Annotated in this window: 21 protein-coding genes and 1 tRNA gene; 14 read left to right on the top strand and 8 right to left on the bottom strand. The window is 60.7% G+C overall.

Annotated features, from left to right (window positions below; translation table 11 throughout):
* Nucleotides 1-66: 66 nt before the first annotated feature.
* The gene (locus H8S23_RS10725) at nt 67-900 is read right to left on the bottom strand and encodes a GH25 family lysozyme (RefSeq protein ID WP_186888354.1); all 834 of its coding nucleotides are present in this window, start codon (nt 898-900) and stop codon (nt 67-69) included.
* Between the two features lie 1,820 nt (nt 901-2,720).
* Between H8S23_RS10725 and H8S23_RS14145 the strand changes: the two genes are divergently transcribed.
* From H8S23_RS14145 to H8S23_RS10700, 4 genes are all read left to right on the top strand, one after another.
* Entirely contained in the window at nt 2,721-3,239 is a 519-nt protein-coding gene (locus H8S23_RS14145) for a hypothetical protein (protein WP_279289083.1), read from the top strand.
* A gap of 214 nt (nt 3,240-3,453) precedes the next feature.
* The gene (locus H8S23_RS10710; RefSeq protein WP_186888353.1) at nt 3,454-3,813 is read left to right on the top strand and encodes a DUF2089 domain-containing protein; all 360 of its coding nucleotides are present in this window, start codon (nt 3,454-3,456) and stop codon (nt 3,811-3,813) included.
* A 19-nt stretch (nt 3,814-3,832) separates the two neighbouring features.
* Entirely contained in the window at nt 3,833-4,210 is a 378-nt protein-coding gene (locus H8S23_RS10705) for an SHOCT-like domain-containing protein (protein WP_186888352.1), read from the top strand.
* An 18-nt stretch (nt 4,211-4,228) separates the two neighbouring features.
* Nucleotides 4,229-4,492, top strand: a complete 264-nt coding sequence (locus tag H8S23_RS10700; protein WP_186888351.1) for a hypothetical protein — start codon at nt 4,229-4,231, stop codon at nt 4,490-4,492.
* Nucleotides 4,493-4,924: 432 nt separating this feature from the next.
* On the opposite strand, the gene H8S23_RS10695 is transcribed toward H8S23_RS10700, so the two are convergent.
* On the bottom strand, nt 4,925-5,287 hold the full coding sequence (locus H8S23_RS10695; RefSeq protein ID WP_186888350.1) for a helix-turn-helix domain-containing protein: 363 nt from the start codon (nt 5,285-5,287) through the stop codon (nt 4,925-4,927).
* Between the two features lie 154 nt (nt 5,288-5,441).
* Between H8S23_RS10695 and H8S23_RS10690 the strand changes: the two genes are divergently transcribed.
* Nucleotides 5,442-5,657: a helix-turn-helix domain-containing protein gene (locus H8S23_RS10690; RefSeq protein WP_186888349.1), complete on the top strand. Its 216-nt coding sequence runs from the start codon at nt 5,442-5,444 to the stop codon at nt 5,655-5,657.
* A 19-nt stretch (nt 5,658-5,676) separates the two neighbouring features.
* On the opposite strand, the gene H8S23_RS10685 is transcribed toward H8S23_RS10690, so the two are convergent.
* On the bottom strand, nt 5,677-8,010 hold the full coding sequence (locus H8S23_RS10685) for a glycogen/starch/alpha-glucan phosphorylase (RefSeq protein WP_186888348.1): 2,334 nt from the start codon (nt 8,008-8,010) through the stop codon (nt 5,677-5,679).
* A gap of 412 nt (nt 8,011-8,422) precedes the next feature.
* Between H8S23_RS10685 and H8S23_RS10680 the strand changes: the two genes are divergently transcribed.
* Nucleotides 8,423-9,352 carry a polysaccharide deacetylase family protein gene (locus tag H8S23_RS10680; RefSeq protein WP_186888347.1) on the top strand — a complete coding sequence of 310 codons (930 nt, stop codon included), beginning with the start codon at nt 8,423-8,425 and terminating at the stop codon, nt 9,350-9,352.
* A gap of 38 nt (nt 9,353-9,390) precedes the next feature.
* Nucleotides 9,391-10,035: a bactofilin family protein gene (locus H8S23_RS10675; RefSeq protein WP_186888346.1), complete on the top strand. Its 645-nt coding sequence runs from the start codon at nt 9,391-9,393 to the stop codon at nt 10,033-10,035.
* 79 nt (nt 10,036-10,114) lie between these two features.
* Here the strand turns inward: H8S23_RS10675 and H8S23_RS10670 are convergent, their stop codons facing one another.
* The 3 genes from H8S23_RS10670 to H8S23_RS10660 all read right to left on the bottom strand — a co-directional run bounded on the left by H8S23_RS10670 (nt 10,115) and on the right by H8S23_RS10660 (nt 11,642).
* Nucleotides 10,115-10,345 carry a hypothetical protein gene (locus tag H8S23_RS10670; RefSeq protein WP_186888345.1) on the bottom strand — a complete coding sequence of 77 codons (231 nt, stop codon included), beginning with the start codon at nt 10,343-10,345 and terminating at the stop codon, nt 10,115-10,117.
* Nucleotides 10,335-10,493 (bottom strand): hypothetical protein, encoded by a 159-nt coding sequence (locus tag H8S23_RS10665; protein WP_186888344.1) that lies wholly within the window; start codon nt 10,491-10,493, stop codon nt 10,335-10,337. Before H8S23_RS10665 ends, H8S23_RS10670 begins: the two co-directional genes overlap by 11 nt.
* 915 nt (nt 10,494-11,408) lie before the next feature.
* Nucleotides 11,409-11,642, bottom strand: a complete 234-nt coding sequence (locus H8S23_RS10660) for a hypothetical protein (protein ID WP_186888343.1) — start codon at nt 11,640-11,642, stop codon at nt 11,409-11,411.
* A 166-nt stretch (nt 11,643-11,808) separates the two neighbouring features.
* Between H8S23_RS10660 and H8S23_RS10655 the strand changes: the two genes are divergently transcribed.
* Nucleotides 11,809-12,135 carry a helix-turn-helix domain-containing protein gene (locus H8S23_RS10655; RefSeq protein WP_186888342.1) on the top strand — a complete coding sequence of 109 codons (327 nt, stop codon included), beginning with the start codon at nt 11,809-11,811 and terminating at the stop codon, nt 12,133-12,135.
* Between the two features lie 132 nt (nt 12,136-12,267).
* On the opposite strand, the gene htpG is transcribed toward H8S23_RS10655, so the two are convergent.
* Nucleotides 12,268-14,190 (bottom strand): molecular chaperone HtpG, encoded by a 1,923-nt coding sequence (gene htpG, locus H8S23_RS10650; protein WP_186888341.1) that lies wholly within the window; start codon nt 14,188-14,190, stop codon nt 12,268-12,270.
* 687 nt (nt 14,191-14,877) lie between these two features.
* Here htpG and H8S23_RS10645 point away from each other — a divergent pair.
* The 5 genes from H8S23_RS10645 (at nt 14,878) to H8S23_RS10625 (ending at nt 18,688) form a co-directional block, all read left to right on the top strand.
* Nucleotides 14,878-15,210, top strand: a complete 333-nt coding sequence (locus H8S23_RS10645; RefSeq protein WP_186888340.1) for an alpha-helical endospore appendage domain-containing protein — start codon at nt 14,878-14,880, stop codon at nt 15,208-15,210.
* Nucleotides 15,211-15,328: 118 nt separating this feature from the next.
* Entirely contained in the window at nt 15,329-16,087 is a 759-nt protein-coding gene (locus H8S23_RS10640; RefSeq protein ID WP_186888339.1) for a hypothetical protein, read from the top strand.
* A gap of 573 nt (nt 16,088-16,660) precedes the next feature.
* Nucleotides 16,661-16,933, top strand: a complete 273-nt coding sequence (locus tag H8S23_RS10635; protein WP_186888338.1) for an acylphosphatase — start codon at nt 16,661-16,663, stop codon at nt 16,931-16,933.
* Between the two features lie 79 nt (nt 16,934-17,012).
* A tRNA-Asn gene (locus tag H8S23_RS10630) sits at nt 17,013-17,088 on the top strand.
* A gap of 760 nt (nt 17,089-17,848) precedes the next feature.
* Nucleotides 17,849-18,688: a sugar phosphate isomerase/epimerase family protein gene (locus tag H8S23_RS10625; protein WP_186888337.1), complete on the top strand. Its 840-nt coding sequence runs from the start codon at nt 17,849-17,851 to the stop codon at nt 18,686-18,688.
* Between the two features lie 319 nt (nt 18,689-19,007).
* On the opposite strand, the gene H8S23_RS10620 is transcribed toward H8S23_RS10625, so the two are convergent.
* Nucleotides 19,008-19,634, bottom strand: a complete 627-nt coding sequence (locus H8S23_RS10620) for a DUF1847 domain-containing protein (protein WP_186888336.1) — start codon at nt 19,632-19,634, stop codon at nt 19,008-19,010.
* Between the two features lie 162 nt (nt 19,635-19,796).
* On the opposite strand from H8S23_RS10620, the gene H8S23_RS10615 reads away from it, so the two are divergent.
* Nucleotides 19,797-20,351 carry a TetR/AcrR family transcriptional regulator gene (locus H8S23_RS10615; RefSeq protein WP_186888335.1) on the top strand — a complete coding sequence of 185 codons (555 nt, stop codon included), beginning with the start codon at nt 19,797-19,799 and terminating at the stop codon, nt 20,349-20,351.
* The last annotated feature ends 105 nt before the right edge of the window (nt 20,352-20,456 follow it).

Here is a 20,456-nt window from a genome sequence, read left to right as displayed (position 1 = left end):
GCTTACTTCTGCCGGCGGCGCTGGAAAAAAGCGGGCTGCGGCGGGCGCGTGTCCCGCCGGTGCCCATCACACGGCCGGGCCCCGCACCAGCTGCAGATCCTCCAGCCGGACCCAGGAATTGATACAGCTCAGCAGCGCCGTGTGCCCGCACACCTTGAGCACCGTATAGTCCTGCCGGCGCACACAGGGCGGGATCGGCACACTGCTGTTGGCATAGACGGCGGCGGTGGGCAGGATGCGCACCACGCTGCCGGGCAAAATGCGCATCCATGCAGGCAGGCGGTTATAGCCGCCGCTTTTGATGATCGACGGATAATCCCGATAGGCGATATTCAGGTCCACCCTGTCCCGGATACCATCGATCACGCCCTGATCGGTATACTGCCAAATGCCGTAAACGCCGGTATAGCCGATCCAGGAGCGGTAGTCCGCTACCCAGAAATCAAATTGGGACAGCTGGGACATATCGACGTAGTTGTTTGCAAAATTGGTATTGCTGTAAAGCATGGGGTAATAGCCGGCGTCCCGCACCATCCCCAGAAAGATCTGCGCGATGCTGGTGGTCAGCTCCACCCCCAGCGCGCCATAGACCCCCACGTCCTCCAGATCAAATACCAGCGGCATGGTGAGGTCATAGGCCTGGGCAATGGTGAGAAAGGCCCCCGCCGCCTCTGCCGCCGCCGCCTCGGTGCGGATATAGCTGTAAAGATACAGCCCGGTATCGATGCAGGTATCGGCAATGCCGTTCATGTTATTTTCAAACTCCCGGTCCATGGTGATGGTGCCGTCGCCATTGGCGTAGCCCACCCGCACAAAGCAAAAATCCGGGCCGTTCACTTTGGCTTTCTGCCAGTCGATCGTCCCCTCGTGATGTGAGACGTCGATCCCGTAAAAGGCCATGGTCATCCCCTCTTTCCTGAGACTTTACCCATGCTATGCCCCCCGCGTCGCCGGTGTGCTTTTTGGCCCGCAGCCCGTGCGGCCGGGAGGCATGGGCACATCTCTCTCTGCGGCGGCATAACGTGTAGCAGAGCGCTTTGACTGGCGCGGGCTGCCGCTTTGTCTTTCTGCCCGGCCTTCGCGTTCCGCTGTAAGTTTTGGCCGGCCGCTTGCCGGAAAAGCGGCGCCGCGCCCCGGGGCCGCGCAGGCTGCCGCGTGCGGCGATTGGAGTTTGTATGTCCAGATTTTTGTTTGGAGGATGCGGCGAGGACAATTGTCCGGGATGTGCGCCTCCGGGGCCCGATGAACGGGGATCCCTCTGCCGCCTGCCGGAAAACTGCTGTCCCGTGCCCGGACCTCAGGGGCCGGTAGGGCCTCAGGGAGAGCCCGGCCCCGCCGGGCCCATGGGGCCACAGGGGCCCAAAGGAGAAAAAGGCGATATCGGCTGTCCGGGACCTGCGGGCCCCCGGGGCCCTAAGGGCGAACCCGGCGAACCTGGCTGCCCGGGCTGCCCCGGACCGCAGGGGCCGAAAGGCGAGCCGGGCGAACCCGGCTGTTCCGGGCCGCAGGGGCCAAAAGGCGAACCGGGTTGTCCGGGACCTGCAGGTCCCCGAGGACCCAAGGGCGAACCCGGTGAGCCCGGCTGTCCGGGCTGTCCCGGACCTCAAGGACCGAAAGGCGAGCCGGGGCCGCGCGGTGAACCCGGCCTCCCCGGCTGCCCGGGCCTGCAGGGCCCAAAAGGTGATCCGGGCGAACCCGGCTGTCCGGGGCCCGCAGGTCCTCGAGGGCCCAAGGGAGAGCCCGGCGAGCCGGGCTGCCCTGGCTGTCCCGGGCCTCAGGGGCCCAAAGGTGAACCGGGCGAGCCCGGTTGTACGGGCCCCAAGGGTGATCCCGGTGAGCCTGGTTGTCCGGGCTGCCCCGGACCGCAGGGGCCAAAGGGCGAGCCCGGTGAACCTGGCTGTCCGGGGCCTGCTGGTCCCCGAGGGCTCAAGGGAGAGCCCGGTGAACCCGGCTGTCCCGGTTGTCCTGGTCCGCAGGGACCGAAAGGTGAACCGGGTGAACCCGGTCCGCGCGGGGAACCCGGCTTACCCGGCCTGCCCGGCTGCCCTGGCCCCCGCGGTCCCCAAGGCCCGCAGGGACCTGAGGGCGAACAGGGTCCCGAGGGTCCGATGGGGCCCCAAGGCCTGCCCGGAGAGCGCGGTCCGATAGGACCCAGGGGCGAAACGGGTCTCCCCGGCCCGCAGGGGCCTGAGGGTCCCATGGGCCCACAGGGCGCGGATGGCCCCATGGGTCCGCAGGGTCCTGCCGGGGAACGCGGGCCCGTCGGTCCCGCTGGAGAAATGGGCCTCACCGGCCCGCAGGGACCTGAGGGTCCCATGGGCCCGCAGGGTCCTGCCGGAGAGCGCGGGCCCGTCGGCCCCGCCGGAGAAATGGGCCTCCCCGGCCCGCAGGGGCCTGAAGGTCCCATGGGCCCCCAGGGTGCGGATGGCCCCATGGGTCCGCAGGGTCCTGCCGGAGAGCGCGGGCCCGTCGGCCCCGCCGGAGAAATGGGCCTCCCCGGCCCGCAGGGGCCTGAAGGCCCAATGGGGCCGCAGGGCATGGATGGCCCCATGGGTCCACAGGGTCCTGCCGGGGAGCGCGGGCCCGTCGGTCCCGCTGGAGAAATGGGCCTCACCGGCCCACAGGGGCCTGAGGGTCCCATGGGCCCACAGGGCGCGGATGGCCCCATGGGTCCGCAGGGGCCTGCCGGAGAACGCGGGCCTGTCGGCCCCGCCGGAGAAATGGGTCTCCCCGGCCCGCAGGGACCTGCCGGAGAGCGCGGGCCGCAGGGGCCTGTCGGCCCTCAGGGACCGCAGGGCGCCGCGGGGACCTGTCCCCGGGCCTACGCCGAGTATCAGTTCTACGACCAGTGCCAGGACGACGCCACCTACATCCCGCTGTTTCGGTATTTTTGGAATGGCGGCGGCATTGACCTGCAGCCGGACGACGTCACTGTAAAGCTGGCGCAGGGCGGCGCCTATCTATTCAGTTACTCCGCCAGTGCCACCGTGTCTGCCGGCGGCTATCTGAAGCTCACGCCGGTGATCGGAAATTCCAGTGAGATCCCCTATTCCTGCACCACGCAGAGCCAGAGCAGCGCTGCGGCGGTCACCGCGGCAAACACGTTCCTGTTCTACGCGCCTGTAGATATCTATGTCCGCCTCAAAGTGAACGCCTCTGAAAGCGTGCGGCTGTTCGGTTTTCTCGATATCATCCGCATCGCCGATTATCGCTGGCCGCCGGACGAAGCGCAGAGCTGACCGTCCGGGACTCTGTTTCCCATCAATAAAAAAGGCCGCCCTCCGGGGCGGCCTTTTTGTTTCTCTTCGCCGTTGCATCTGCTGCAGCGCATTCGCAGCACTTGAATTTCTAATGGTTTAAAAAAATCAATATTTATATTAAAAAAATTAATTTTTTAATTGACATATTTTATATTTGTGTTATATTATTGACAGACGGAGAGGAAGTGGGACGATGAAAAAAGTGATCGGCCGCTGCCCGGTGTGCAGCGGGGAACTGGCAGTGACCCGGCTCAGGTGCGCTTCCTGCGACACGGTGATAGAAAATAACTTCCGGCTCAGCAAATTCGATTATCTCTCAGAGGAAGAACTCCGCTTCACCGAGACCTTTCTGTGCTGCCGCGGCAATATCAAAGAGGTGGAAAAGGAACTGGGCATCTCTTACCCCACCGTCCGCTCCCGGCTTGACGCGGTGATCAAAAAGCTGGGCCACGACACGGGGCCGGATGCGCAGGCGCTCCGGCGGGAGGAGATCTTAAAAGCCCTTGAAAACGGCGAGATCACGGCGGAGCAGGCCATCACACAGCTGAAATAAAGGAAAAAGGAGACCGGTCATGGATGAAAAATTGAGGATCTTGAAAATGGTGGAGGATGGGACGATCACCGCGGAACAGGCGGCCGAGCTGATGGCCGCCCTCGGCGCCGCCCCGGGTGACGATGTGCTGCGCGGCAGCTACGACAAAAAAATGTTCCGTATCCTTGTGGACGGCCTCTCGGGAGACAAGGTAAAAATCCAGTTTCCGGTAGGAGCCGTCAAAAAGATCCTGAAGGTCACCGGCAGGCTGCCGATCCCTGAAAAAGATCTGCAGGGGATCGACCTTTCCGAGATGATGGACGCGGTAGCCGAATGCCTCGAAGCGGAGATCGAGGGGGATTTTGTCAACGTGGAAGCCGCCGACGGGACCACCGTGCGGATATTCGTGGATCAATAAGGGAACAAGGGTGGACGGATGAAAGTAAAGATCAGGACGAGAGAGTTTCATTTTTCCATGCCGCTGCCGGTCTCGATGATCGGCTTTGCCGTCAAACTGATCCCCGCCGGGGCGTTTGACAAAATGGCCGTCAACACGCCGGAGCCCTACCGCTGCCTTGTCACAAAAGAGACCGTCACGATGGTCCTGGAGCAATGTCTCGACGTTTTAAAAGAAAACCGCGGACTGGAGGCCGTCCATGTGGAAGCCCGCGACGGCACCTTTATCTCTATCCGGCTCTGAGCGCAGTCCTCTCTTGCCGCCGGACGGTAAAAGCGCGCTCCCGTCTGCCTCTGCACGCCGGTCTCTGCGCGCAGGACCCACAAAACACAGGGCCCTCTCTGAAAAAAGCAGAGAGGGCCCTGTTTCGGTCAAGTCCAGAGCGCAAACGCGTGCCCGGCGGGAAAACGGCTCCCAGGGGGATGCTGCCCCGCGCGGGGGAAAAGCGCGGCGCTCCGAAAGAAAGAATGTCCCGCGCCTCCCGCTTTTCCCCGGCAAAGCGGCAGCCCGAAAGGGAGGGCAGTTCTGCATCGGAGGGGGCAGGAGGCTCCCCAAAGCACGCTTTAAACTTTTCAGGTCAAATTTTTTCAGGGCGGGGCCCCGGCGTTCAAAGCCGGGGCCCCGCCCTGCGTTTTTTATCTGCGGAATAAAAGGCGCTGTCCCCTCCCCGCCGCCTCACTCCTCCTGTGCCTGCCGGTCCCGCTTTGGGACAGGCAGCTCGGCCAGCTGCAGGATCAGGCTGTCGGCGATCTTTTTCTTCTCCGGGGTCAGCTGCCGGTACTTCTCCAGCACGTCGTGGGAGGCATCTTTTCTTTGCCGCACGGAGGCCTCCTCTTCAAAAGCGGCGTAAATGTCCGTTACCTCGTAGATCCGGCACAGCCTCAAAAAGGTATAGCCATCCGGCTCTGACTTTCCCACTTCCCAGGAGCCCAGCGTGCTTTTGTTTTTCAGGCCCAGCAGGTCCGCCACCTGCTGCTGCGTATATCCCTTAAGGGTGCGCAGCCTGCGCAACGTCTCCCCCAGTTTTTTACTTGCCATCGAATCACCTCTTCGAATGAATCATACAACAAGGAGCGTCAAAACTCAACCAGAAATTGACTATTTCAACCAAAAAGCGTTGACAATCGATATTTTCAACTGTATAATGCGATTGGAAATGAATTATTCAACCTTTAAAAGGAAGTGGGAGAAAATGAATGAAAAAATAATTCATTTCCTGAAAACGGTCATCAGGGAAAAAGGGATCAAGTACTCCGTTCTGGCGGAGCGATGCGGTATCAGCTACCAAAGGCTGATGCGCATTTTTCATCAGAACGCGGCGATCCGCGGCAGCGAGCTGCTGGCCCTGTGCCGGCAGCTGCAGATCGAACAGAGCCAGCTGATGGCGCTGCTGGACGAAAAAGACTGAACTTCTGCTTTTCGCTGCCTCAAACGCTCCAGATCTCCCGCGCGTATTGGCGGATGGTGCGGTCGCTGGAAAACTGGCCCGCGTTGGCGATGTTCAGCAGGCATTTTTTTGCAAAGGCCCGTCTGTCGCGCACATCCCGGTTCAGCCGCAGACGCGTCTCGCAATAGGGGATCAGGTCCAGCAGCAGATAGTATTGGTCGGGCCGGTGCCAGCTGGCCCCCTCCAGAATACTGTCGTACAGCTCGCGGAAAACGCCGGTGCTCCCGTCGGAAAGAGTGCCGTCCACCAGGGCGTCCATCACGCGCCGCACCCGCGGCTCGGCCTGATAGATCTGTTTGGGGTCATAGCTCTGCCGCAGTTTTTCGATATCTTCCACCCGGGCGCCGAAGATATAGTTGTTCTCTTCTCCGGCCGCCTCCACGATCTCGATATTGGCGCCGTCATAGGTGCCCAGCGTCACCGCCCCGTTGAGCATAAACTTCATATTGCTGGTGCCGCTGGCCTCGGTGCCCGCTGTGGAGATCTGCTCAGACACCTCTGCGGCCGGGATCAGCTTTTCCGCATAGCTCACGTTGTAGTTCTGCACAAACACCACCTGCAGCAGCCCGCGCACCGCCTCGTCGCCATCCACCAGCCGGGCGATCTCGTTGATGAGCTTGATGATCCCCTTTGCGCGGTAATACCCCGGGGCGGCCTTGGCGCCAAACAGGAAAGCCGTGGGCTGGAGATCGGTGATCCGTCCCTCTTTGATGCCATAGTACAGATCCAGGATGGACAGGGCGTTCATGAACTGGCGCTTATACTCATGCAGACGCTTGATCTGGATGTCGTAGAGGAAAGTCGGGTCCAGCCGGAACCCCTCTTTGCTGCGGATCACCTGTGCAAGCTGACGCTTTTTTTCCTCCTTGACCGCCAGAAACGCGTCCTGAGTGGCCGGGTCGTCCGCATAGGGGACCAGCCGTTTGAGCTGATCCAGATCGGTGATCCACCCGTCGCCGATGCGCTGGGTGATCAGGCCGGACAGCTCTGGGTTGCAGAGCGCCAGCCAGCGGCGCTGGGTGATGCCGTTGGTCTTGTTGTTGAACCGCTCGGGCCAGAGGGCATACCACTCCGGCAGCGCGCTGTGCTTGATGATCTCGGTATGGATGCGGGCCACGCCGTTGGTGGAATGGGTGGCGAAGATCGCCATGCGCGCCATATGGATCTGCCCGCGGCAGATGATGCGGTAGTTCTGCTTTTTTTCCCGCGGCACACGGCGCAGGGCAAGCTCCATCTCCAGAGCGTTTTCCAGCAGTTCCACATAAGGGTAAAGCTGGGGCACGACGGATTTGAAGAGATTGACGTCCCATTTTTCCAGCGCCTCGGCCATGATGGTGTGGTTGGTGTAGGCAAAGGTCCTGCACACCACCGCAAAAGCCGCGTCAAAATCCATCCCCTCTTCCATCAGCAGGCGCAGCAGTTCGGGGATGGAGATCGTGGGATGGGTGTCGTTGAGCTGAATGGCATAGGCCTCGGCAAAGCCGGAGAGATCCGGCCCATGCGCCGCCTTATAGCGCTTGACCAGGTCAGCCAGCGAGGCCGCGGAAAAGAAATACTGCTGTTTGAGCCTCAGGCGCTTGCCCTCGCGGGTGTCGTCGTTGGGATAAAGCACCGCGCTGATCGCCTCGGCGCGGTCGCGCTCTTCCACGGCGGCGCTGTATTTCTGGCGGTTGAACAGATCAAAGTCAAACGGCCGCTGGGCCTCTGCCTGCCACAGGCGCAGCGTGTTGACCAGCGCGTTTTCGCCGCAGCCGATCACCGGGCTGTCATAGGGCACGGCCCGCACGGTCTGGTCGGCAAAGCGGATCAGCACGGCGTCCTCTTCCCTGCGCACCGCCCACGGGTCGGTGAACCTCTGCCAATCGTCCGGCGCTTCCTTTTGAAAGCCGTCCTCAAAGGTCTGGGCAAACAGCCCGTACCGGTAGCGGATGCCATAGCCGTCCAGCGGCACGCCGCAGGTGGCCGCGCTGTCCAGAAAGCAGGCCGCAAGCCTGCCCAGGCCGCCGTTGCCCAGCGCGGCGTCGCCGATCTCCTCAAACATATTCATGTCCAGCCCATGGGCAGCGAGAAAAGAGGCGCACTCTTTGAGCAGGCCCATATTATAAAGGTTTGCGCCGATCATCCGCCCCATCAGGAACTCGGCGGAAAAATAGCAGGCCCGTTTGCCCCGCGCGGGCGTCTGCCAGCGCCTGCGCGCCTGCGCCATCGCCGCCCGGCTCACCGCGTCGTAAATCTGTACGGTGGACGCCTGCTCAGGGCTCACGCCGTAATCCAGTCGGAGAAGCTCCAGGATATCCTGTGAAAAAGCGCTCATGTGTGTCTTTCCTTTCCAAGTGCGGTTCTTGTCCCCTTATTGTAACACAGCCCGGGGACGTTTTCCATATTTATCCAACAGCCCGGTCCCCGGCTGCGCTCAGGGCGCGAGCCGGGAGATAAAAATAGTATACAGAACTTGAAAGCAATTATGCGAAGCGGAGGAACGGCGGGCTGCACCGGCCCGGCGGAGGAGCGCCTGCAGCCCGGCCCGCCGGCCGCCCGCCTTGCAGATATTAGAGACAGGCGCCGGAAACGGTGTGGCCGCGGGCGCGGCGGCAAAGACCGGCTTTTCCTGCGGGGGCCGGACAAAACGCCGCGGCTGCCCCGGCCCAGGGGCCTGTCTCCAAAACAAAATCCATCGGCGCGGCGGCAATATCGATCCCGCCCTGCCGGAAAGAGAGTCGCTTGAGATGTATTGGGGCAGCGTCCGCTTTTTTAAACATCTGATCCTTGCAGGCATCGCCCTGATGATCGTCATCCCCGCCGGGCTGTGCGTCTTTTGGGGGCTTCGCGCTCATCAGCTGGACGCGGTCAACCGCCAGCTTGTCCTGCAGCTGAAAACCCTGCAGGCCCCGGCCGCCGCGGCAGCGGATCCCTCGCAGGCGGAGGCCGGCTTCCCGCTGCAGGAGCGTGTCTGGACGGAGGAACTCCCCTACCAAAAACTTTATCCCGACCTCTATTGTACGCCTCCCACAGAGCCCGTTTATCTTGAAAAGGTCATCTACCTCACCTTTGACGACGGCCCCTCCGATCACACGGAAGAGATTTTGGATATCCTTGCTCAGAACGACGTCAAGGCCACCTTTTTTGTGGTCGGCCGCAGCCACGACACCCCCGCGGGCCGCGAGGCCTTACAGCGCATCGTGCGGGAGGGTCACACGTTGGGGATCCACAGCTATTCGCACGATTATCTCCAGATCTATACCTCTGTGGAGAGCTTTCTCGACGACTTCAATGAGATGTTCACCTACATCCAAAGCGTCACCGGGGTCACGCCCACTATTTTCCGCTTTCCCGGCGGCAGCGTCAACACCTATAACAGCGGCGTCTACCGCGAGATCATCAGCGAGATGACGCGGCGCGGCTTCACTTATTTCGACTGGAATCTGGCGGCGGGCGACGCGGCGACGGCGGCTGTGCCCGCGGCGCAGATCTCCGACAATATCCTTTCGGGGGCGCTGGGCGTGATGCGCGGCATCGTGCTGCTGCACGACTCGTCCGGCAAGCAGACCACCGTCGAAGCATTGCCGGAGGTGATCGCGGGCCTGCGGGACCAGGGCTTCACTTTTGCCGCCCTGAACAACGAGGTGCGGCCCATCCACTTTTTTTACAGGGAATGACCCGCAGAGGGCCCCAGATACAGGAGGAGGAAACTATCATGGATGTGAAGAAAAATTTTATGCAGGCGGCCGGAGAGCTGTTTGGGGATGCAAAGTCCCCGGACGGCTCCGCCGCCACCGACACGCCGGTCCGCCGGGACGTCCCGTCCCCTGCGGCGGCCCCCATTGCCGGCAGCGCGCGCAAGGACACCTCGGTGCTCACCTCTGACCTCACCATCATCGGCCGCATTGAGGCGCGCGGCAACGTAGAGCTGAACGGCGCCCTGGAGGGCGATCTGGTCACCCAGGGGGATGTGCGGATCTTTGGTAAGGTGACGGGCAACGTCAGCGGGCAGAACGTGACGCTGCTCTCGGGGACGGTACACGGCAATATTGCGGCAGCGGAGCGGGTCCAGGTGGATGCGCAGTCCGCTGTGGTGGGGGATATCTCCGCGGGCGACCTGACCGCCTGCGGGCGGCTGGAAGGCGATCTGAAGCTGAAAAATTCCGTCACCTTTGAGGGCACCGCCCTGCTGCTGGGCAATGTGGAAACAAAGGTGCTCGCCGTGCGGGAGGGCGCCCAGCTCTGCGGCAACCTGCAGATGACCGCCGCAAGGGAGGATGAAGCGATCTCTTCCCCCGAAAAGAGCCGGCAGGGAAGCGCTTCTCCGAAAACTGAAGCTGAAAAAGAAAAAGACCGCTGACCCCGGCCGCCCTGCGGTCCTGCAGAACAAAAACAGCGGCACGAGAGCTTGTCTGCTCCCGCGCCGCTGTTTTTGTTTTTTACTCCAGCCGTTCTTCACCCATCTGGTCCCGCCAGCCCTGTTTCAGGTGTTCCGCCGCCGACTGAAGCTCGCCCAGCGTGCTGATGGGGCCCGCCGCACGGCAGAGCTGGATCTGGACTTCGCCCGGCAGGGCGACGTAATACGCTCTCAGGGCAGGGTCGGCCCTGTAGGCCTTGTCCCGGTGGACGACCGCTTCTTCCATCGCCATGGCGTCCCCCTCACTGCTCATACAGCTTCATCACGTTTTCCGCAAAGGTCTCCAGCCCGTCCAGATCGTCCAGCACAAGATCGCTGTACAGCACCGTGTTCTGGATATCCGCGGGCAGGGTGTCAAAATAAGCGCGCATGCGTTCGTCAAATCTTTGCAGGTCCTGCATCTCTCTTCACCTCTTTGCTAGTCTGCCCCAGCAAAGACAGCTTATACTCTTTTTGACGGCGCGCTCTGGGGCACAAGCACAAAAAAATGCGCTGCCGTGTTCCGGCGGCGGGGCAAAAACGCTCCATCCGGCCGCCGGGTCTTCTGCAAGGCGCGCCGGGTCCCCCTGCGGGGCGCTGGGTTCCTCTGCGGGCCGCACCGCGTTCCTCTGCGGGCCGCCGGGTTTCTCTGCGGGCCGCGGGGTTTCTCTGCGAGCCGCACCGCGTTCCTCTGCGGGCCGCGGGGTTCCTCTGCGCTCCCCGACCCGCCTGCGCGCCAGCTTCGCGCATTTTTCCAGGATCAGGAGCCCCGCGCTGCTGCTCTTCCCCGCTGTGCCTCCCCCCTGTGCCTCGGCCGTTTTGGGCCCCGCCCTGCGGCCCCTATAACGAGACGGGGGGCCTACTTCGCAGCAGACATTGCCGTGGGCGTCTCCTTATCCAAAATTTCCGAACACAGCAGCTGGGGGCAGGAGGCCGCCGCGCCGCCGCAGCCCTCCGCACGGCCTTTTGCCCGCCGCTTTTGCGGCAACCGGGCGGATGGCAAAAAAATAACTTATTTCTATGGTACGCCCCTCGTCCCTGCGGGACAACCGGGCATTGGCCAAAAAAAATAGCCGCTGCGCGGCTATTTTTTATTGCTTCGCAATACAATTTATTTCCATTCGCCGCGGCCTGAGGACAGGCCCCATAGCAGCTAAAAACAGCCGCAGGCCATTTTTATGGTACAGCACGGCGGGACAGCAAAAGGGCCGGCCTGCCGGCTCTTATCGGCACCCGGACGATCGAGATGCCGAAACATCAAACAGTATTTTTGCTTTGATCCGCCGCAGCGATGGGACAAGCCGAGCAGCCGCGAAAAGCGGCCTCCGGCTGCCCTTTCAGGTGTGGCGCTTCATGCAGCGGAGGATGCTTTCTTTCAGCGCCGCAATGTCCGCTCCCGGGTCAGGAGTCCCTCCGAGATAGACCACAGCCTCCCGATATTGGCTTGCCGTGAACTCGGTTTCAGAGAGCGCGCGTATCCGCTCTTCCTGTCCCGGGCCGATCACAACATACCTCAGATCAGAAAGGTACCGGCATCCCGCCGCTTCTGTCAGCGCATCCATCAGGTCCACACCGGCATCCCCTTTCGCTTTTTTCCCGTTTCCTCAAGAATTTTACCATTTTACGCATTTCCAGTCAATATTGATAACTTTAATTATATTTATTGCTGTCTGTCCTCTCTTTTATTTTGCTTTTACACTGAAAGGAATGGAACGAAATGTAGAAAGTGGGATGAAAATGGCGGTAGATTATGACCAGCTGGGACGCCAGATCAAAAAACGGCGCCGCGCTCTGGGCCAGACCCAGGACACCCTGGCGGAAGCGCTGGGGGTTTCAGTCGGCTATGTCAGCCAGATCGAACGCGGCGTCACCAAGGTCAGCCTCGACACCCTTGCTTCCATTGCGGCCTGTCTGGGCTGCGACCCCTCCGAGCTGCTGGCCGGGGCCGCACCGGGCGCCCCGGGATATCTGGACGGCGCCCTCAGCGCTGCCTGCGCGGAAATGTCCCCCTCCCAGAAAAAGCTGCTGCTCTCCATCGCAGAGGACATTTTGGAAACGCAATAAGGGAACCCGCTCCAAACAAGAGCGGGTTCCCTTATTTTCTCTTCTCCAGGCGTCGCCGCAGGCGCGGGCTTTGCCGCCGCCGCATCCGCCGGAACTGTATTTTCAAGATCTCCGCGCCGGGCGCGCGGGCCCTTATTCGCCGGTCATCAGCGCGCAGACCGCGTTGGTGTAGGCGATGGGGTCTTCCACCGGGATGCCCTCAATGAGCAATGCCTGCGTATAGAGGATCTCCGCGTAGGACCTGACCTTTTCTTCGTCGCCGGGATACAGCTTCTGCAGGGCGGCAAAGACAGGGTGGGCAGCGTTGATCTCCAGCACCCGTTCGGCCTTGATCTTCCCCTCTTCGGGCGCGGGCATGGAATTCAGGACCTTTTCCATCTCCAGGCTGATCTGGCCCTTGGCGGTCAGGCAGACAGGATAGCTTTTGAGGCGGCTGGTGAGCACCACGGCGGACACCCTGTCCCCCAGCGCATCTTTCACGCAGGCAAGCAAATCTTTATTGTCCTCGTTCTGCTTTTTGATCTCCTCTTTTTCGCTCTCATTGTCAATGCCCAGATCGTCGTCCGAAGTGGACTTGAACTCCTTGCCGTCATACTCCCGCATGGCTTTCAGGGTGAATTCGTCAATGTCGTCGGTGAGGTACAGGATCTCATACCCCTGTTCTTTCAGGCGTTCATTCTGCGGCATGACGTCCAGTTTGGCCGCGCTCTCGCCCGCCGCGTAATAGATATACTTCTGGTCCTCTTTCATGCGGTCGCGGTACTCTTTCAGGGTGGCATACTTCTTTTCCGCCGAGGTGGTGTACAGCAGCAGGTCCGCCAGCAGGTCCTTGGCGCCGCCATAGCTGGAATAAATACCGTATTTGAGCTGCAGGCCAAACTCTTTGAAGAACGTTTCATACTTTTCACGGTCGTTTTTCAGCAGGCTTTCCAGCTCGTTTTTGATCTTTTTCTCCAAACTGCCCTCGATCAGCTTCAGCTGCCGGTCATGCTGCAGCATCTCGCGGCTGATGTTCAGCGACAGGTCCTGGCTGTCGACAATGCCCCGCACAAAGCTGAAATGGTCTGGCAGCAGGTCGGCGCACTTGTCCATGATCAGAACGCCGCTGGAATACAGCTGCAGGCCCTTTTCAAAATCGCGGCTGTAATAGTTATAGGGCGCGCGGGCCGGGATGAACAGCAGCGCGTTATAGGTGGCCAGCCCCTCGGTGGAAGAGGTGATGACTTTCAGGGGCGCTTCATAATCGTAGAACTTATCCTGATAAAAGCGGTCATACTCTTCTTCGCTGACCTCGCCTTTGCGCTTTTTCCAGATCGGCACCATGCTGTTCAGGGTCTCGACCTCGGTGTAGCTCTCATATTCCGGCGTCTTGTCCTTGCCCTCGGCGTCCTTGTCGCTGCCCTCCACCATGCGGGATTTTTCCACCGGCATGCGGATGGGGTAGCGGATATAGTCGGAATATTTGGTCACGATGCCGCGCAGGCGGTATTCCTGCAAAAATTCATCGTAATTGTCCTGCTCGGTGTTGTCTTTCAACGTGAGCACGATGGCGGTGCCGCACTCGGCCCGCTCGGCGGGCGTCACGGTATAGCCGTCCGCGCCGTCCGACCGCCAGCACCATGCCTCGTCGCCCTCCATGCTGCGGCTGGTGACCTCCACGTGCTTTGCCACCATGAACGCCGCGTAAAAGCCCACGCCGAACTGCCCGATGATGTCCACGTCTTCTTTCGCCGTCTCGTTGTTCTGCTTGAAATCCAAAGAGCCGCTTTTTGCGATGGTGCCCAGGTTCTGCTCCAGCTCCTCCTTTGTCATGCCGCAGCCATGGTCGCTGACGGTGAGGGTGCGCGCCTCCTTGTCCACCGCAAGCTCTATGGACAGCTCGTCCCGGTTGAGGCCGCTTTTGCCCTCGTGCAGCGCGTTGTAGTAGCGCTTGTCCGTGGCGTCGCTGGCATTGGAGATCAGCTCGCGCAAAAAGATCTCCCGGTTGGTATAGATGGAGTTGATCATCAGCTCCAGCAGGCGCTTGGATTCCGCTTTGAATTGCTTTTTCGCCATATTTACCGCATCCTTTATCTGAATTTTTTAGCCATTTTCATTTTTAGCACTCATTTATTTTGAGTGCTAATGTAAGTATTACTATAGCCTTTTTTCAGGGCAAAATCAAGAGCTCTGCCGCGGATTTAACAATTTTTTAAAAAAGCCCGTCCAAAGCTGTCCCTGATGCGGCTTGCGCCGCTGCTGCTGGGGGCGATCGCCGCGCCCCGGCCGCGGGCCGCCGTCCTCTCCCGTGGCGGGCAGGGGACCCGGGGTCCTCCGCAGCTGCTCCGCTTCTCTTTTCGCCTCTTTCCCACAAGCCGGGGGCCCCGCCCGCCGCTTCCCGGGAGTGTCGTGGCGGACGGGGCAGGCCTGCCGAAAAAACGCCGCTCCCTCCTGAAAAGGCTGAAAGGCCGGACAGGCGGCGCTTTGTTCCCGCCGTGCCGGGCACGGCACGGCGGGAAAGGGCGGGCTGCCGTCAGGGGACGCGGCCAAGTCTTCTCCCCTCCTTTAAAATGGGAAAACTCAAAAAAAGGCGGCTTTGCGCCGAACCTGCGGGGACAAAACAGGGCAAACCGGCATACACTGTGGTAAGCCCGACAGATGACGGGGTGCGGCGCATGGGGACGGCGAGGTGCGGCGCTCCGCGTTTCGCCCCGGCGTTTCCCGGTGACGAGGGCCAATCTAACCAGTGAGGTGGACGCGAATATGTCTATGCCCAATCTACCGGACGTACAAATCGACCGCGAGGACAGCCTCAACACGATCCTGGCCTCAATCGGCATGGAAGAGCTCAGCCTTGCGCATCTGCTCAACGCCGAGGGAGAAAAGATCCAGATCGCGCTGGGCACCCTGCGCGAGGGCGACAGCCCGTTTGATGTGGAGGATATCTACCGCATCAACGAGAGCGCACGCAAGATGGTGCGGGACACCATGATGACCCAGATCCTTCTGGCGCTTAAATTGGAAAGCGTCGTGGAGCTGGCCGGGGAGGAAACCGCCTCCCCCCGAGAGTGTGAGGGATCTTCCGACCTGTGCTGATCTGCCGGCAGCGTACTGCCCCGCTGCCAGAACCCCGGGCTCTGAACTGTTCCGCCGTCCGACGGCCGGCGGCTCTCCCGACGGCTATTCCGGCGCGCACCCCGGCTGCCGGGAAGACGTGAAGACCGTGCCCGACCCGACCCTTACCTGGGAGGACCCCGGCTGCTGGGACCAGGAGCCGCAGAAAGCCGGCCCGGAGGACGCGCCGGCAGCGGAGATCGGCGTCGTGCCGGATGCCACCCTCAACTGGGAGGATTCCGCAGGCGAAAGCGTCTTTTCTCCTGAGGGGTCTGGGGAGATCGGTGAACTTCCCGACCCCACCCTCAGCTGGGAGGACCCCGCAGGCGAAAGCGCCTCTTCTGCTGAAGAGACCGGGGGGACCGGCGAATTTCCCGCCCCTCTCCTGCGCTGGGAGGACCCCGCAGGCGAAAGCGCCTCTTCTGCTGAAGAGGCTGGGGGGAGCGGCGAATTTTCCGACCCTCTCCTGCGCTGGGAGGGGCCTGAAAACCCCGCGCCCGCCGATCCCGATGCGGTGAAAGAACACTTTGGCGGCGAAGTCCCCGAGCCGTCCCTTTCCTGGGAAGAGCAGGCGCCGGAAAAAGAGCCTCTCCCCACTGAAGCGGAGAAAGAAATTCCGCCGGCCTCCAAAGCCGCCTCTTTTTCCGCTGCGGAGCCCGACCCGGTGCTGCCGCCGGAACTGCAGCGCGGCATGAGCGCCCCCAGTGAACCGCGATCCGTTCACCTTTTGACTCCTGCGACCGACAGCGCCTGGGGCGTTCCGGTCTCGCGCCGTGTCGTCCCCACGGCGGCGCCTTCAAAAACAGAGTCCAAAAAACGCACAGTGCCCAAAGATACCGGCTGCTGGCAGTGCAGCTGACAAGAGAATCCGGAAGATCTCTCCTATCCAAACTTCGGCCCGCCGCCCGGCGGGCTTTCTTCTTTTTTACCGAAGCAAAGAAATTTTGCTTCGCGCAGCGCAACAGCTGCCCGCAGCATCTGTTGTCTGGACCCCATGTCCCCGCCAGAAGCGCGCACCCAAAACGCCCCCTGCGTGGGCCGGACAAACGCGCCGCGGCAGACGCTTCCCTTTTTGATCTCAAGCCGCAGCGCTGTTTTGCGCGGCGGTCAGCGCCCCTGCGCAGCCGGCCTCGCGCGCAGCGTTTCTCTTCGGGCCGCCCTGCCCTTTTCTGAAAACTGCGGCAAACAGCAAGCCCTGTCTTCCGCCCGGCCCGCGCCGTTATCGTGCCGTCCAAATCGTTCTGCCGCCCCTATCTGCGCGCGGTCTGACGCGTTCTTTTTTCCAGCGGACGCCGTCTGTCCGCCGCGGCTCTTTTTTCTATCCCTGTCCGGGCTGCGGAACGGCCGCTCTTCCTCCGGGGATTTGCGGTGCGCCGCGGCAGATGCTATAATCAAAAACAAAAGCTTTTTATAGGACTGGGAGGCACAGGGGATGGAAAGGCTGTATATCCGTATCGGCGGCTGCGTCCAGGGCGTGGGTTATCGCTATTATGCCGTTTACTCCGCCCGGCGGCTGGGACTCACCGGCTGGGTCCGCAACCGGGAGGACGGCGATCTGGAGCTGGAAGCCCAGGGCGCTCCCGACGACCTGGAAGCGTTCTGTGAGGCCATGCGCCGCGGCCCACACTATGCCCAGGTGCAGCGCTTTGAGACCCAGCCTTTGGCCCCGGTGAAAGAAAATAACTTTTCGGTGGCGGATTGGTGAATATTTTTCGCCCTATGCTGGAAAAATACTTGAAAACGAAAAAAAAACGTGGTATATTATCAAAGTACCAAACAGATATTCCTCCTTAGCTCAGTCGGTAGAGCATGCGGCTGTTAACCGCAGGGTCGTTGGTTCGAGCCCAACAGGGGGAGCCAGAAAAAGACTTCGTCAATGACGAAGTCTTTTTTATTTTGTCTCAAAAAAGGCGCTGCAGTATTCTGCGCCGTAGGGCTTCCGGCCCTGCGGGCGGGAACGTGCCTGCGCCCGCGGCCCGGCGACAGGCAAAACCGGGCTGGGGGCCAGCCGGCCCAGGGTGAGGCTGCAAAAGCCGTGCGGTGTATGTGGGCAGGCCGGTCATGTGGCCTGCTTTTTTCTCTTTTGCATACTGCCTTGTGCCCGGCCCTAATCTGCGGCACAGGCCTTTTGCCCGCCCTGCCTGCGGTCCAAAGGTGCGCGGCCCGCATATTTTCTGCTCTCCGCGCGCCGGCCTCACAGATACCGGGCAGCAGCGTAAGGCTGATCGCTGCCCTCCGAACACACTTCAGAAAAAAATGCAGAAGCAGGACCTCGCTCCTTTACCGGTCAAAAATGTGCTTTCGCCTGCGGCCGCATCCTCTGTGCCTCTGCTAACGATGGAAGGTGCGGCGCATTGCCAGACGAAAGGCCGCAACTGCCCGCTGTTTTCTCTGTTATACAGCGATCTCCTGCCTTTCCTTTGTACAAATCCGTCAAAAACATTCTCTATTTTTTTGCGATTGCAACAGTTTACGTAACAAAGTTACTCAAATATACTCGGTACAGAAACAAATCTGTTTCTTAAAAACGACCGCGCCCGCGGCGTCGGCAGGAGACGTGCTCTGTCGGACGAGCGCCCCGTAAAACTTGCAGCAACAAAAAACGGAGGGATGATCTATTATGAAAATTGGGTACACCGGCTGGACCTGGGACACCGACGAGTATCGCGACTGGGCCCCGTTCAACGAGTTTCACAAAGAAAATTTCGAGCAGTTCCTGCGCGAGGTTTCCAACCTGGGCTATGAGACGGTAGAAAATTTCAGCTTTATCGCCGACTATTATGCAGACGATGTCCAGGGCTTTAAAGACGTAGTTGCCAAATATGGCCTGAAATTCGAAAATCTCTACTTTTATTTTACGGATGATGAAGCCGCTGACTGCGAAAATGCAAAAAAATATATCGCCTTTGCCAAAGAGGTGGGGGCGCATCACATGAATATGCAGGGCGTGATGTGGAAAGACACCCCTTTCAGCCGCCCCACTGACGAGGAAAAGATCCTCAGCTATGCGCGCCGCAGCAATGTGATCGGCAAACTGTGCGCCGAGGCCGGCATCAAGGCCTGCATGCATCCCCACGCAAATACCGCCGTATTCACCGAGGAGCAGATCGATCTTTTCTGCGCCAACACCGACCCCCAGTATGTCTGGCTTTGCCTGGACACCGCCCACATCACCCTGGCGGGTATGGACGCCCCCAAGGCCGCGAAAAAATACGGCAAGCGGGTGGGTTATATGCATCTGAAAGACCTTGACCCCAACCCCGAAGCTCATCCCGAGTGGCCGATGCGCCGTTTTCTGCCGCTGGGCTATGGCTGCGTGGACTTCAGGGGCGTGGTGCGCGGCCTGAAAGAAGAGGGCTATGACGGCATCCTCTGCGTCGAGCTGGACTACCAGCCGGTCTGCAACTACAAGTCCGCCATGGACAGCCGCAATTACCTGCACAACGTCCTGGGCTTTTAAGTGTTTTCTCTTTCTCCTGTTTTGCACGAAAAGGACGGACCCTGCCGCTCAAAAAGCGGACAAGGCCCGTCCTTTTCGTATTTTGTGGGCTGTGCCCAGGTCCCTGCGCCCGCGTCCCTGCAAGTCTGCTCGCCGGCCGCAGCGCACGCCTTAAAGAGAGCGCTCTGCCGCCTCTTCCGTCGCCCTGCCTGCAGCCCGTGAGAGCGGCCAAAGCGAGGCCCTCGCGGCACTGCTTTCCGGTTCTGCTCGCAGCTTCTCTTGCTGTGCGCGGGGGGCAGCGGCACCGCTTTTTGTCACCGGCGTTTTGCGCACGCCGGCTTCACAGCCCCAGTTTTTTTCTGTAATACCCCTCCGCGCAGTAGACTGCGCCTGCGGGGTTGTGGGCCAACACCCGGTCTTTGGCGATCAGGGTGGTCACAAGAGCATCCGAGTATTTATAAAACAGGGAGTCGTGCCCCACGCAGAGCCCTATCAGGACATTGAACTGGGTGCCGTGCAGGTTGAGCAGCTTTGCCTGGGAAATGGGATTGCACATCATCTCTTCCGCTTCCGGGTCCACCTTGTGCTCCCGGGCAATGCCCGCCCGCTCTTTTTCGATGCCGCCCGTCTTGCAGATGACCGACGCCACCTCGAACCCGTGCCGGACAAAGATGCGGCTGATGATGCGCGCTTCCTGCGACAGACCCTGGCAGAAAGCGATGCCGATGCGCCGGTAGTTCATCGCCTTGCAGAGCTCCAGCGTCTCTTTGAGGCGGCACCACTCGCCATACCCCAGGCCCTCGATCTCGGAAGCGGCTACATAAAACTCGTGGTTTTCCTCTTTTTGATACTCGGGAAAGGTCTGCTCAAAGAACATCGGCTCCCGCATGGGACAATTTTGGGGCACTCCCTCGGCCGTGCCTTTGGCACAGGCCTGAACAGTACAACTGGCACAGGTCGGATACATGATTCCCTCTTTCCGCGGGCAAGCGCAGCGCCCAACTTTTTTCTCCCTCTCATCTTAGGCCTGCCCGACTTTTTTGTCAACGCGGCGCGCGGAGATTCGACTTTTGCGCCGCGCCGTGGTATGCTAAAGGCAGTTTTCTGCACTGCAAGGAGGTTTTCTGCCATGTCTCAGATCACCAAGCGGGCGCTGGCCGCCTCGCTGAAAAAGCTGCTGGCCGAAAAAGCGCTGGACAAGATCACCGTCACCGACCTGGTGGAGGATTGCGGTGTCAACCGCCAGACCTTTTATTACCACTTTCGCGATATTTACGATCTGGTGGAATGGATCTATACCAGCGAGGCCAGCGCCGCGTTGGGGGAAAAGAAAACCTATGACACCTGGCAGCAGGGTTTTCTGGAGATCTTTCGCTACGCGCAGGAAAACCGTGCCTTTGTGCTGCGCACCTACCATTCCCTGAGCCGGGAACACCTGGAACGCTATCTTTTCAGCGAGACCTACGCCCTGCTGGAAAACGTGGTGGAGGAGCAGTCTGCGGGGCGCTCGATCCGCAGCAGCGACAAGGCCTTTATCGCCAATTTTTACAAATACGGTTTTGTGGGGCTGATGCTGGACTGGATCGGCGCCGGCATGAAAGAGGACCCCCGCGCCCTGGTGGAGCGGCTGGAACTGGTGATCCACGGCAGCATCTCCGCCGCGCTGGACCGCCTCGCCCACTGACCCCCGGCGCGGCGCGGCTTTTTTCGTTCCGCTCTGCCTTTCCCGCCGCTGGACCCGCCCTCTGTTTTTTTATGGCTTCGCAAGAAAAAGCGATCCATCTTAATT

It is taken from the genome of Anaerofilum hominis (assembly GCF_014287275.1).
Classification (GTDB): Bacteria; Bacillota; Clostridia; order Oscillospirales; family Ruminococcaceae; genus Pygmaiobacter; species Pygmaiobacter hominis.
Note: the sequence above shows the minus strand (reverse complement) of the source record. Positions and strands in the feature narration are given on the sequence as shown.